The 12063-nt window shown below is 64.7% G+C and carries 13 protein-coding genes; 4 read left to right on the top strand and 9 right to left on the bottom strand.

Annotation, left to right across the window (positions count from 1 at the left end; genetic code table 11):
* Positions 1 to 355: 355 nt before the first annotated feature.
* Both JX613_RS19800 and JX613_RS05875 read right to left on the bottom strand, forming a co-directional pair.
* Positions 356 to 1006, bottom strand: a complete 651-nt coding sequence (locus JX613_RS19800) for a type I restriction endonuclease (RefSeq protein ID WP_237168383.1) — start codon at positions 1004 to 1006, stop codon at positions 356 to 358.
* Positions 1007 to 1164: 158 nt separating this feature from the next.
* Positions 1165 to 1998 (bottom strand): LOG family protein, encoded by an 834-nt coding sequence (locus JX613_RS05875; RefSeq protein ID WP_207100536.1) that lies wholly within the window; start codon positions 1996 to 1998, stop codon positions 1165 to 1167.
* An 89-nt stretch (positions 1999 to 2087) separates the two neighbouring features.
* Here JX613_RS05875 and dapD point away from each other — a divergent pair, with 89 nt between their 5' ends.
* Both dapD and JX613_RS05885 read left to right on the top strand, forming a co-directional pair.
* Positions 2088 to 2909, top strand: coding sequence for a 2,3,4,5-tetrahydropyridine-2,6-dicarboxylate N-succinyltransferase (gene dapD / locus JX613_RS05880; protein WP_207100537.1), 822 nt, complete (start codon positions 2088 to 2090; stop codon positions 2907 to 2909).
* Positions 2906 to 3364 carry a YaiI/YqxD family protein gene (locus JX613_RS05885; protein WP_207100538.1) on the top strand — a complete coding sequence of 153 codons (459 nt, stop codon included), beginning with the start codon at positions 2906 to 2908 and terminating at the stop codon, positions 3362 to 3364. Before dapD ends, JX613_RS05885 begins: the two co-directional genes overlap by 4 nt.
* On the opposite strand, the gene JX613_RS05890 is transcribed toward JX613_RS05885, so the two are convergent.
* On the bottom strand, positions 3361 to 4059 hold the full coding sequence (locus tag JX613_RS05890) for a hypothetical protein (protein WP_207100539.1): 699 nt from the start codon (positions 4057 to 4059) through the stop codon (positions 3361 to 3363). The genes JX613_RS05885 and JX613_RS05890 overlap by 4 nt on opposite strands.
* Positions 4060 to 4233: 174 nt before the next feature.
* Between JX613_RS05890 and carB the strand changes: the two genes are divergently transcribed.
* On the top strand, positions 4234 to 7572 hold the full coding sequence (carB, locus tag JX613_RS05895) for a carbamoyl-phosphate synthase large subunit (RefSeq protein ID WP_207100540.1): 3339 nt from the start codon (positions 4234 to 4236) through the stop codon (positions 7570 to 7572).
* A gap of 232 nt (positions 7573 to 7804) precedes the next feature.
* On the opposite strand, the gene JX613_RS05900 is transcribed toward carB, so the two are convergent.
* The 6 genes from JX613_RS05900 to JX613_RS05925 all read right to left on the bottom strand — a co-directional run bounded on the left by JX613_RS05900 (position 7805) and on the right by JX613_RS05925 (position 10998).
* The gene (locus tag JX613_RS05900; RefSeq protein ID WP_207100541.1) at positions 7805 to 8575 is read right to left on the bottom strand and encodes a DUF1217 domain-containing protein; all 771 of its coding nucleotides are present in this window, start codon (positions 8573 to 8575) and stop codon (positions 7805 to 7807) included.
* Positions 8576 to 8582: 7 nt separating this feature from the next.
* Positions 8583 to 8987 (bottom strand): flagellar biosynthesis repressor FlbT, encoded by a 405-nt coding sequence (flbT, locus tag JX613_RS05905; protein ID WP_207100542.1) that lies wholly within the window; start codon positions 8985 to 8987, stop codon positions 8583 to 8585.
* Positions 8984 to 9349 (bottom strand): flagellar biosynthesis regulator FlaF, encoded by a 366-nt coding sequence (gene flaF / locus JX613_RS05910; RefSeq protein ID WP_237168384.1) that lies wholly within the window; start codon positions 9347 to 9349, stop codon positions 8984 to 8986. The genes flbT and flaF overlap by 4 nt, the downstream gene beginning before the upstream one ends.
* A 73-nt stretch (positions 9350 to 9422) precedes the next feature.
* On the bottom strand, positions 9423 to 10265 hold the full coding sequence (locus tag JX613_RS05915) for a flagellin N-terminal helical domain-containing protein (protein ID WP_207100543.1): 843 nt from the start codon (positions 10263 to 10265) through the stop codon (positions 9423 to 9425).
* Between the two features lie 173 nt (positions 10266 to 10438).
* Complete coding sequence (locus JX613_RS05920) at positions 10439 to 10756, bottom strand: hypothetical protein (protein ID WP_207100544.1); 318 nt, start codon at positions 10754 to 10756, stop codon at positions 10439 to 10441.
* The gene (locus JX613_RS05925; RefSeq protein ID WP_207100545.1) at positions 10753 to 10998 is read right to left on the bottom strand and encodes a rod-binding protein; all 246 of its coding nucleotides are present in this window, start codon (positions 10996 to 10998) and stop codon (positions 10753 to 10755) included. Before JX613_RS05925 ends, JX613_RS05920 begins: the two co-directional genes overlap by 4 nt.
* Positions 10999 to 11147: 149 nt before the next feature.
* On the opposite strand from JX613_RS05925, the gene fliK reads away from it, so the two are divergent.
* Positions 11148 to 12062: a flagellar hook-length control protein FliK gene (fliK, locus tag JX613_RS20260; RefSeq protein WP_207100546.1), complete on the top strand. Its 915-nt coding sequence runs from the start codon at positions 11148 to 11150 to the stop codon at positions 12060 to 12062.
* Position 12063 lies beyond the last annotated feature (1 nt).

The raw sequence follows: 12063 nt of genomic DNA on the forward strand, positions 1-12063 counted from the left end.
CTGAGGGAGAGGATATTTTGATGCGAGTTTCTTTCTTTTCTGCATCAAAAAGACCAAGATTTTTGGTTGTCGCAGAGTTGAAGTAGAGGCGACAGATTGGCCTGCGGTTGTTGTCATCCATGAGAATGGCGCAGTAGCTTTTCGAATCCCGTATTGTAATTCTTTCAACTGGCACAATCTTGGCGCCGATTGCCCGGACAATCATAAACCCCTCCCGCTCCTCCTCTGTTGTGACAAGTTCATTGTCGTTTGCCGGCTCATCAGCCGGAGAGTTAGCAGGTGTTGTACTTTCGGGTCGAAAGGTAATGCTTAGTCTATCCTGTATGCGATCCCGGACCAACTCATCTAGTGCGGCTTAGATCGCAGGCTTTAGCTGCTCTGCCACAGCTTTGGTTATTGACCCCTCATGGATTTGGCGACCGATGAGGCGCACGAAATCATCATCAGGCTCATCCATCTGACGCTTCAGGTAAGCGGCAGCGGCACTGGTGTACTTCAAGTTGGATGCAGCCTCTATGATCGCGTCGATAGCGAAGCGACCCTTTTGAAACCTTGCAAGCTCTTCGACCTGTGCCGCATCATGCTTTTGGAAGTCGAACGTGAAGAACGGCTTCTTATCCATTTTGTTCGGTTCGTCGGTGTCCGAAAAGAACCACGCTTCTCGTCCATTAGTCAGGATTGCCAGTCTTGCCTCTGTTACATGAAAGTAGCGGAAAAGCTGGCTGTATTGGGTATCCCCAAGCTTGCAGGAGATCGGCTTGACCTCGACCAGCATAGCGATTTTTCCGTCTATTTTTAGAGCAAAGTCGACTTTCTCCCCTTTCTTGACTCCCACATCTGCAATGAACTCGGGCACCACCTCCTCTAGATTGAAAACATCAAAGCCAAGTGCTTGAAGGAACGGCATCACTACAGCCGTCTTGGTCGCCTCTTCGGTTAGAGCCTGACGCTCTGCCATTTTTGATCGAGCTGATAACGCCTCAACAACTTCTGAAAAATTGGTCATTCCTGATGTCCCTCGCTGCACGCCGACTGAACAGCGCAGTTACCCAAACGTCTTACCAAGTGTTAGGCGCTTTTCCGCCGACTTGTATAGTAAGGATATGGAGTAAAATGTGTTTTGGATGGGAGGCTTGTACAAAGGCCACGCCCCCGTTCCCAGCACTAAGCCTTCCCCCACCCATCAATCACCCCCACCGCCTCCTCGGCCGTCTCCACATAGTGGAACAACTCCAGATCCTCCTCTGAAATCGTCCCGGCCTCGGCCAAGGCCTTCCAGTTGATGATCCCCTCCCAGAACGCGCGGCCGAACATCAGCACGGGCACGCGGGCCATGCGGCGGGTCTGGATCAGGGTCAGGGCCTCGAAGGTTTCGTCCAGGGTGCCGAAGCCGCCGGGAAAGATGGCGATCGCGCGGGCGCGCATCAGGAAATGCATCTTGCGGATCGCGAAGTAATGGAAGTTGAAGCACAGTTCCGGCGTCACATAGATGTTGGGCGCCTGTTCATGCGGCAGCACGATGCCCAGGCCGATGGACTTGCCCCCGACCTCGTGCGCGCCCAGGTTGCCCGCCTCCATTACGCCCGGGCCGCCGCCGGTGGCGATGACAAAGTCGCGCCCGCCCGAGGCCAGGCTGCGGCGGGTCATTTCCTGCGCGAAAAGCCGCGCTTCCTCGTAATAGGACGACAACCGGGCCAGCGCCGGGGTGCGTGCGCCCGCCGCCCGTTCGGGCGAGGGGATCCGCGCGCCGCCGAACATCACCACGGTGGATTCCACCCCCGCCTCGTCCAGCAGCATCTGCGGCTTCAGCAGTTCCAGTTGCAGGCGGACGGGGCGCAGCTCTTCCCTCAGCAGGAAGTCGCGGTCGGTGAAGGCCAGCTGATAGGCGGGCGAGCGCGTCTGCGGCGTGTCGGGGATCTGCTGCGCGCGGGCCGCGTCCTCGTCGCTGTGGGGAAAGGGATGGGCGCGGTCATCGGTGGTCTTGGTCGCGTCGTTCATCGGATCCTCGGATTGCACGGGCCTTGTCCCAGGCTTATAGCCCCGGTGAACCAGTTTCCACCCATGCCGCAGATCCCAGGGAGAGGCCCATGACCCAAGCACTTGAGACCGCCATCGAGGCCGCGTGGGAAGCCCGCGCCGATATCGACGCAAGCACGACCGGCTTCGTGCGCGAGGCGGTGGACGAGGTCTTGGCCCAGCTGGACAGCGGCGCCCTGCGCGTGGCGGAAAGGCGCGGCAACGACTGGCACGTGAACCAGTGGGCGAAAAAGGCCGTGCTGCTGTCGTTCCGCCTGAACGACATGGAACAGATGTCGGGCGGCCCGCAGGGATCGGCCTGGTGGGACAAGGTGCCGACCAAGTTCGAAGGCTGGGGTGACAGCCAATGGCGCGCCGCGGGTTTCCGCGCGGTGCCCGGCGCCATCGTGCGGCGGTCGGCCTTCATCGGCAAGGGCGCGGTGCTGATGCCGTCTTTCGTGAACCTGGGCGCGCATGTGGGCGAAGGAACCATGGTCGATACCTGGGCCACGGTCGGATCCTGCGCGCAGATCGGCCGCAACGTCCACCTGTCGGGCGGCGTGGGCATCGGCGGCGTGCTGGAACCGCTGCAGGCCGGGCCGACGATCATCGAGGACGACTGCTTCATCGGCGCCCGGTCGGAAGTGGTCGAGGGCTGCATCGTCCGCGAAGGGTCCGTGCTGGGCATGGGCGTCTTCATCGGCCAGTCCACCAAGATCCTGGACCGCGAGACGGGCCAGGTCATGTATGGCGAGGTTCCCGCCGGATCGGTCGTGGTCGCGGGGTCCATGCCGTCGAAGAACGGCGTGAACCTGTATTGCGCGGTGATCGTCAAGCGGGTGGATGCGAAGACGCGCGCCAAGACCTCGATCAACGAACTGCTGCGCGATTGACGACGCTTTTCATCGACGCCGACGCCTGCCCCGTCAAGGCCGAGGCGGAACGGGTGGCCACCCGCCTGCGGGTGCCGATGGTGCTGGTCTGCAATGGCGGGCTGCGGATGCCCGCCAACCCGCTTGTCACGCTGAAGATCGTGGCCGAGGGCCCGGACGAGGCCGACAAGTGGATCGCCGACACCTGCGGGCCGGGCGACGTGGTGGTGACGGGCGACCTGCCGCTGGCGGACCGTTGCCTGAAAGCCGGCGCCCTTGTGCTGCGCCATGACGGCGAGGCGCTGACGCCCGCCAATATCGGCCCGCGCCTGGCCACGCGCGACCTGATGGCCGACATCCGCGCGGCCGATCCCTTTCACCAGGGGGGCGGCGCGATGTTCGGGCGTGCCGACCGGGCGCGGTTCCTGCAGTCGCTGGACCGGGCGCTGACGATGGCCCTGCGCCAGGCGCGCTAGTCCCTGGACCCGATGCGGTCCAGCAGCGCGCGGGTTTCGGCCCTCAGGTCGGCCCGCCCGCTTGTCGCGACGGTGTGGAACAGGGATGTCGCCTTCAGATCCTCGGGCAGGTTGCGGCGCAGGTCATCCGCGCCGCGCGGAAGCACCCAGAACGCGCGCCCCTGGTCCATCTGCCAGTTGGCGAAGCGGATATCGACAAAGCCCTCGGCGCCCGCAAGATCGCCCAAGCGCGGCATGGCGCGGCCCATCATGCAGGCGGTGCCGGTCCCCAGGATATCGACCCGTTCGGCCCTGCTGCAGGGCTTGAAGAACATGAAGGTCTTCCAGCCGTGACGGCCCTGCGCCTTCTTGAAGGTCCAGCGGTTTGCCTGGTATCCCACGACGCTGCGCGACAGGTCAAAGGCCTCGGCCTGCCGCAACGTCCGTTCGACATAGTCGGGCGGATAAAGAATGTCGTCGTCGATCGTGAAGATCAGGTCGTCATCCTGCGGAACGAAGGCGAACTTGCCGATGTCCTTCAGGTCGCTTTCCGGGATCATGGGATGCAGGTTGGCAAACCCGTCCAGCCAGGCCGGGATCGCGTCGTAATCGTTCAGGCACAGGAACAAGCGATCGACCTGCGGCGCAATGCTGCGGATCGTGTCTGCCAGAATGGCCCGGCGCGCGGGAAAGGTGGCAAGATGCGCGCGGATCATGGGCCGGCCTCGTTGCGGATCATGGCGCCCTCCATGCGCCAGACCGAGGGCGTTGTCCACCGGCCCATCAAAAGCACGTATCGCGCCCTTCCCACCTTGCACCCCGACCGCGCATGGCTATAACCCCGGACGATTTAGCCGCCGCCCGCCGCCCGAAGCCCAAGGATCAAGCCCATGCCGAAAAGAACCGATATCAAGTCGATCCTGATCATCGGCGCAGGCCCCATCGTGATCGGCCAGGCCTGCGAGTTCGACTATTCCGGCGCCCAGGCCTGCAAGGCCCTGCGCGAGGAAGGCTACCGGGTGATCCTGGTGAATTCCAACCCCGCGACGATCATGACCGACCCGGAAATGGCCGACGCCACCTATATCGAGCCGATCACCCCCGAGATCGTCGAAAAGATCATCGCCAAGGAACGCCCCGACGCGCTGCTGCCCACGATGGGCGGGCAGACCGGGCTGAACACCGCCCTGGCGCTGGCGGACATGGGCGTCCTGAACCGCTACGGCGTGGAACTGATCGGCGCGCAGCGCGCCGCCATCGAGATGGCCGAGGACCGCAAGCTGTTCCGCGAGGCGATGAACCGGATCGGCCTGGAAAATCCCAAGGCCACCATCGTCGCCGCGCCCAAGCTGGCCTCGGGCAAATACGACATCGGCGCGGGCGTGGCCCAGGCCATGGACGTGCTGGAGGAGATCGGCCTGCCCGCGATCATCCGCCCCGCCTTCACCCTGGGCGGCACCGGCGGCGGCGTGGCCTATAACCGCGACGACTACGAACGCATCGTGCGGTCGGGGCTCGACGCGTCCCCGGTGGCGCAGGTGCTGGTCGATGAAAGCCTGCTCGGCTGGAAGGAATACGAGATGGAGGTCGTGCGGGATCGCAACGACAACGCCATCATCGTCTGCTCGATCGAGAACGTCGATCCGATGGGCGTCCATACCGGCGATTCCATCACCGTGGCCCCGGCGCTGACCCTGACCGACCGCGAATACCAGATCATGCGCAACGGAAGCATCGCCGTGCTGCGCGAGATCGGCGTGGAAACCGGCGGGTCGAACGTGCAATGGGCGATCAACCCCGCCGACGGCCGCATGGTCGTGATCGAGATGAACCCGCGCGTGTCGCGCTCCTCGGCGCTGGCGTCCAAGGCCACGGGTTTCCCCATTGCAAAGATCGCCGCGAAACTGGCCGTGGGCTATACGCTGGATGAACTCGACAACGACATCACCAAGGTCACGCCCGCGTCGTTCGAGCCCTCCATCGACTATGTCGTGACCAAGATCCCGCGCTTCGCCTTCGAGAAATTCCCCGGATCCAAGCCCGAACTGACCACGGCGATGAAATCCGTGGGCGAGGTCATGGCCATCGGCCGCAGCTTCCACGAATCGCTGCAAAAGGCGCTGGCGTCCATGGAAAACGGCCTGACCGGCCTTGACGAGATCGCCATCGAGGGCGCCGCCGAGCAGGGCAAGCCCGCCGTGATCGCCGCCTTGTCCAAGGCCACCCCCGACCGCATCCGCGTCATCGCCGAGGCAATGCGCTTTGGCCTGACCGATGACGAGATCGGCCGCATCACCAGTTTTGATCCCTGGTTCCTGGCCCGCATCCGCGAGATCGTCGATGCCGAACACAAGCTGCGCCACGAGGGCCTGCCCACGGACGCCGAAGGCCTGCGCGCCGTCAAGATGATGGGCTTCACCGACGCCCGCCTGGCCCATCTGACCGGCCGGAACGAGGCTGACATCCGCCGCGTCCGGCGTGGCGCGGGCGTTTTGCCCGTCTTCAAGCGCATCGACACCTGCGCCGCCGAGTTCGAGGCCCAGACCCCCTACATGTATTCCACCTATGAGGCCCCGGCGATGGGCGACGTGGAATGCGAATCGCGCCCGTCTGACGCGAAAAAGGTGGTGATCCTGGGCGGCGGCCCGAACCGGATCGGCCAAGGGATCGAGTTCGATTACTGCTGCTGCCATGCCTGCTTTGCGCTGACCGATGCGGGCTATGAGACGATCATGGTCAACTGCAACCCGGAAACGGTGTCCACCGACTATGACACCAGCGACCGGCTGTATTTCGAACCCCTGACCCTGGAACATGTCATGGAAATCCTGCGGGTCGAGCAGGAAAACGGCACGCTGCACGGCGTCATCGTCCAGTTCGGCGGCCAGACGCCCCTGAAGCTGGCCAATGCGCTGGAGGCCGAGGGCATCCCGATCCTGGGCACCACCCCCGACGCCATCGACCTGGCCGAAGACCGCGAACGGTTCCAGAAGCTGCTGAACGACCTTGGTCTGAAACAGCCCGTCAACGGCATCGCCAGCAGCGCCGAACAGGCGCTGGACATCGCCGGGCAGGTCGGCTTCCCGCTGGTCATCCGCCCCTCCTACGTCCTGGGCGGCCGGGGGATGGAGATCGTGCGCGACATGGACCATCTGAAGCGCTACATCACCGAGGCCGTCAGCGTCTCGGGCAAGAACCCGGTGCTGCTGGACAGCTATCTGTCCGGCGCGATCGAGGTCGATGTGGACGCGCTGTCGGACGGCGAAACCGTCCATGTCGCGGGCATCATGGAACATATCGAGGAAGCCGGCGTCCATTCGGGCGATTCGGCCTGCTGCCTGCCCCCGCATACGCTGGACGCCGCCACCATTGACGAGCTGAAGCGCCAGACCGTCGCCATGGCCCGCGCGCTGAAGGTCAAGGGCCTGATGAACGTGCAGTTCGCGATCAAGGACGGCGCGATCTATGTGCTGGAAGTGAACCCGCGCGCATCCCGCACCGTGCCCTTCGTCGCCAAGGCCACCGACAGCGCCATCGCCAGTATTGCCGCACGGCTGATGGCGGGCGAGCCCATGGCGAATTTCCCCCTGCGCGATCCCTATCCCGCAGGCGTCGGCCCGGAAACCGACCTGCCCTTCGCCGATCCGCTGACCCTGGCCGACCCCCTGACGCCCTGGTTCTCGGTCAAGGAAGCCGTGCTGCCCTTTGCCCGCTTCCCCGGCGTCGATACGCTGCTTGGCCCGGAAATGCGATCCACCGGCGAGGTGATGGGATGGGACCGCAACTTCGCCCGCGCCTTCCTGAAGGCGCAGATGGGCGCGGGCACCCACCTGCCCAGCGAAGGCCGCGTCTTCATTTCCGTGAAGGAGGCCGACAAGACCGAAGCCCTGGCCGATGCCGCCCGCGACCTGACCGCCATGGGCTTCCAGCTGGTCGCCACCAGCGGCACCGCCGACTTCCTGTCCGCGGCAGGCGTCGAAACGGCCCGCGTGAACAAGGTCTATGAAGGCCGCCCCAACATCGTGGATCGCCTGAAGAACGGCGATATCGCAATGGTCCTGAACACCACCGAAGGCGCCCAGGCCATTGCGGATTCGCGCGAGATCCGCGCCGTCGCGCTTTATGACAAGATCCCCTATTTCACCACGGCGGCGGGAAGCATCGCGGCCGTGGCGGCGATCAAGTCGCGGGGTGAGGGCGAGGTGGGCGTGCGGTCGCTGCAGGGCTGAAGCCGGGCCTGACGTTGGTAACCGCCGCCGCAACGGGGGCGGTGGCTTCGGCACCTGATGGAACCCGGGCGGGCGCGTCACTTCCGGCTCTCAGGCAGCCCGCCGCCCCAAGGCTGTGAGGTCCGCGGCTGACCAAAGGGAACACCGGACATCCGTTCGAGGCGGTGTGCCCGAAAGGCGCGGCATGGCCCCTGGAACCGGCCGGGCCTGCCCCCGTGCCGGATGCCTCGGCTCAACCCGACAGCAGCGTCAGGGCCGCGCTATAGCGGTTGCTGCTGGCTGTGGATTGGATCTGGGACAGCGCCAGATAGCGCGTGACCAGCTTGTCGATCCCCTCGTCCATGCCGATCTGGGCAAAGCTGCTGCTGCCCAGGATGCGTTCGGACGCCGACATGAAGTCCTCCAACTGCCGGTCCACGGACAGGTTCGCCATCGCGCTGCCAAAGCCGAAGGCGGTCTGGAAGACCTCGCGCAGGGCCTCGTTCCCCAGCACCTCGTACCACATGGTCTTGTCGCTGGAACTCCGGCTGGCGAAGGCCTTCAATTCGTCCCGGGCGTTCAGGGCCAGGCGATAGGTTTCGTCTCCCTCGCCCACGCGCTGCTGGAACTGCTGCCCGACATAGGCCTTGGTCACAGTGTCGGCCATGGCCTCGGGATCGGTGCGGTTCTGGAACTCGGTCGCAAGCTTCAGGTAACGCTTGTCGCTGAGCCGGTTGACCAGGGATGCGCTGTCGCCGATATCGGATTCCAGCACCTTGCGGATGAAGGCCTTGTTGGCGATGTCGTCTTCCAGGCCAAAGGCGCCCAAGGCCACCTGCAGCAACTTGTAGTCGCCGACTAGATCCTCGGCCGTGGTGTCCTCGGTCAGGTTTTCGCGGAAATAGGTCGTGGCGCGCTGGATCACGGGATCCTTTGCCGTGGCCTCGACCTGCCGCGTTTCGATCCGCTGCAGGACGCGCCAGCCCGCGATGCCGGTGATTCCGATGCTGATGGCAGAGGTCACGGCACCCTCACTGGCGGCGGGCGTGGATAAGCTGGTCTTCCTGCGGCAGAAGCTCTCGCAGGCGGCGCAGGGCCGGATAGATCGCGCCGTCCTCGACGCTGGCCCGGGCGTCTTGCAGGGCCGCCTGGCCCGTTGCGTCGTCAAAGACCTGCGACAGCTGCGCGATGGCCAGCAGCAACTGGCGCTTGCCTTCGTCGGGCCTGGCATCGCCGGACAGGATCAACTGCGCGATATAGCAGGCGCGGCCGACCGGGGTGTTGGCGCGGTCGGGATGGATCGCATCCTTCAGGCGCAGGACGTTGGCATTGGGCGTGCGGATGGCGATCTTGGACCGGCGATCGCCGTTTTCGATGACGGCGCCGTTGATCAGCACGCGTTCGTTCGGGGCCAGCTTCAGGACAAGGCCGCTCATGCCGCAGCCTCCTGGCGCAGGCCGCGCATCATCGCCATGTTGATGTCGATCAGCGGGGCAATGCCCACCTTGCCCGACAGCGCCTGGTGGCCGTGGCGCAGGGAGAACCCCGCCAGCGACAAAAGCCCTGCCCGGACCTCGTCCGGCAGCCCGTTGCCCGGGCTGGCAAGGTCTGCGGCAAGGATCGTCCACAGCTGGTTGTTCTTGTGGACCGCCGCGATCACATCGGGGCCATGGTCCCCTTGGGCTGCCTGGCGCAGCATCCGGGTGACGCGAGAGAAGACTTCGTATTCGGCATCGCGCGGCGTGCGCAGGATGCTGCTGCCGTAGCCATGCCCGGCAAAGGACGGAACCGCGTTCAAGATGATCTTCCTGATCTGAGGGGTTCAGCGGGGTGGCGTGGGGCGCCGGTGCGGCGCCCCTGCCTGTTTATGATCAGCGGAACAGCGACAGGATCGCCGAGGGGGCCTCGTTGGCGATGGACAGGGCCTGGATACCCAGCTGCTGCTGCGTTTGCAGCGCCTGCAGGCGGGCCGAGGCTTCCTCCATGTCGGCGTCAACCAGCGAACTGACGCCGAGCTTCAGCGAGTCCGCGAGGCTGCCCACGAAATCGGCCTGGTCGGTAATCCGCTCGGACGCCGCACCAAGGGTCGCCGAACCTGCGATGGCGATGTCAAGCAGCGCCTCGATCTCGCCAAGGGCGGTCAACGCGGTTGCCGCATCCTCGATTTCCGTCACCGTCGCCTCGGCAATATTGGCCTGGTAGTCCAGCGAGGTGATTTCGATCTTGTTGGCGGTCGTGGGCCCCGTTCCCGCCGTCCGGTCCAGCGAGGCCAGCGCGGTGAAGGTCGCAGTGCCATTGATGCCGTCGGTGCTGAGCAGGTTGATCCCGTTCAACTGCGAGCCGGACACGGCTGCGGCGATGACCGCCATCTTCTCGGTGATCTGGGTTTGCACGGTGGCAAAGTCAAAGCCATCGGTGCCCGCGTTGGCTGCCAGTTTCTTCATGTCTTCAAGCAGCCCAACGACCTTGTCGGACCCGGCCAGGGCAGTCGTGACGGTCTGGTTCGCGACGTTCAGGCTGCTCTGGATGGTCTTGGCTGCGGATTGGTCGGTTTCCATGGTCTTGGAAATGGCCCACATGGCAGCGTTGTCCGACGCCTTGGCAATCGACTTGCCAGTCGAAATCTCCGACTGCGCCTTGTTCAGGCTGGAGTTCACGTTCTTCAGGGTCTGCAGGGCAACGATGGCGCCGTTGTTGGTCAGAATACTGGACATCTTATCCTCGGATATATGGGATGCTTTGCATCCGTGGTTGTGGCGTTTTGGCCTTCTGACCTTGGGCGTTTATCCCTGTGCCGCTTTTGGCATGACCGCAGTCCTAGCAGCCGGTGATTTACGGATAGTGAATTCGCCCCCCTTTCTCAAACATCGAACGCGAAGGATTTTACTCAAAACCGCTGCGGCATCGCGGCATTGGTGGGCGTCTCGCGCCGCTGCCCCCGGTGGTCATAGGTTTGCAGCGTCCGCGCGTTGCGCAGGATGTCCTTGATCTGGTCGATGGCGCGTTGCGTGCCGCGTGCCGAATCCTCGGCCAGGCGGCGCAGATGCTGCAATGTGCGCTCGATATCCGCCCTGGCCTCGGGGTCGGGGCGGTCGCGTTCGAATCGCTTCGCCAGCGCCTCGATCCGCGACAGGGCCAGGGGGGCATCGCCGGAAATGATCGCCTGCTGGACGGCGTCCAGCAGGGTCTTGTGCCGTGTCTTCATTGCAAGTCCATCCGTTTTCCAAAGCCAAGGTCGATCTGCGCGGCCAGGACGGCGGCATATTCCTGGGTCAGGAAGCTGGCGAACTGATCCTCGCCGATGCCGCCGCCGAAGGCGCCGGTTTCGGGCTTGGGGCCGCAGTATTTCAACATTTCCTCAAGAAACGCCTGTTCCAGCTTTTCCGCCGTCGGGGGGGGCGATTTGGCGGGCGGCGATAACGGCGTCTGGATTTGATTCACGTGCATGGACGCTTTCCATTTGCGGTGTTTTTTCACCAATAGCCGGTCGCGGTAAATAAATCGTAAGGACTTGCGCTTATGCCTTGGGCTGGTGAATTGGGAATCGGCAGATGGCAGAGTGTTTTGTTTTACCCGTCGCAAGCGTCGCGCAGCCCGTGTCCGCGGCCGAACCGGCAGAGGCGGAGGCAGAGGGATCCGGGGCGGATTTCACCGTCGAGGTGGCGTTGCCCGAGGAAGGCACGGAGGCCGCCGAGCCTGAAGCCGCCGATGTCCTGGCGGCCGATCCGCTGCAGATGCTGATCGAGGATCTGTCCGGCATCACCGGCGCGCTGCGCGAGGCCCCCTCGCCCGCGCCGGACAAGACCGCCGCCGAATCCCTGCTGGCCGGGGCGGCGTCGTCCCCCGTCCTGCCCGCCGAAGCGCGGGTGGAGGGGGCGCCCGTCGATCCGGCCCTGACCGGCATGACAGCCGAGGAACCGCGCCGGTCGTCCCCGCAGGGGATGGCGGACATCACCGCCCTGGACATGCAGGCCGAGGGCGCGGTTATCGACCTGAACCCCGCCGACATGTCCACCGAGGTCGAAGCCCTGCTGGCCGATCCGGCGGCAGGGCCGGCCCCTGCCCTGTCGCGTGACGAGGCCGCGGTCCCCGCCGAGATGCGCCTGGCCAAGCCCGCGGCGCTGCCGGTGGCCCGCCAGATCGCCGAGGCCGTGGTGACGGCGCGCGACGACGTGATCGAGATCGCGCTGGCGCCCGAGGAGCTGGGCAAGATCCGCATGGTCCTGACGGGGCCTGACCACAATCCCCATGTCACGGTCTGGGTCGAGCGGCCCGAGGTTCTGGACCAGCTGCGCCGCAACGCGGCCTTCCTGCAGGAATGCCTGGGCGATGCGGGAATGGCGGATGCGTCCTTCGAGTTCCAGGGCGACACGCCCTCGGGGTCGCGCAAGGACCATCCGGCCGCCGCCTCCGCCGTTTCCTCGGCCTTCGAGGGGGCAGAGCCCGTCAGGTCCATCCCCGTTGCCTGGACGCCCATGGCGATTCCGGCGCGGCTCGACATTCGTGTTTGAC

This window comes from Paracoccus shandongensis, from assembly GCF_017315735.1.
GTDB classification, from domain to species: domain Bacteria; phylum Pseudomonadota; class Alphaproteobacteria; order Rhodobacterales; family Rhodobacteraceae; genus Paracoccus; species Paracoccus shandongensis.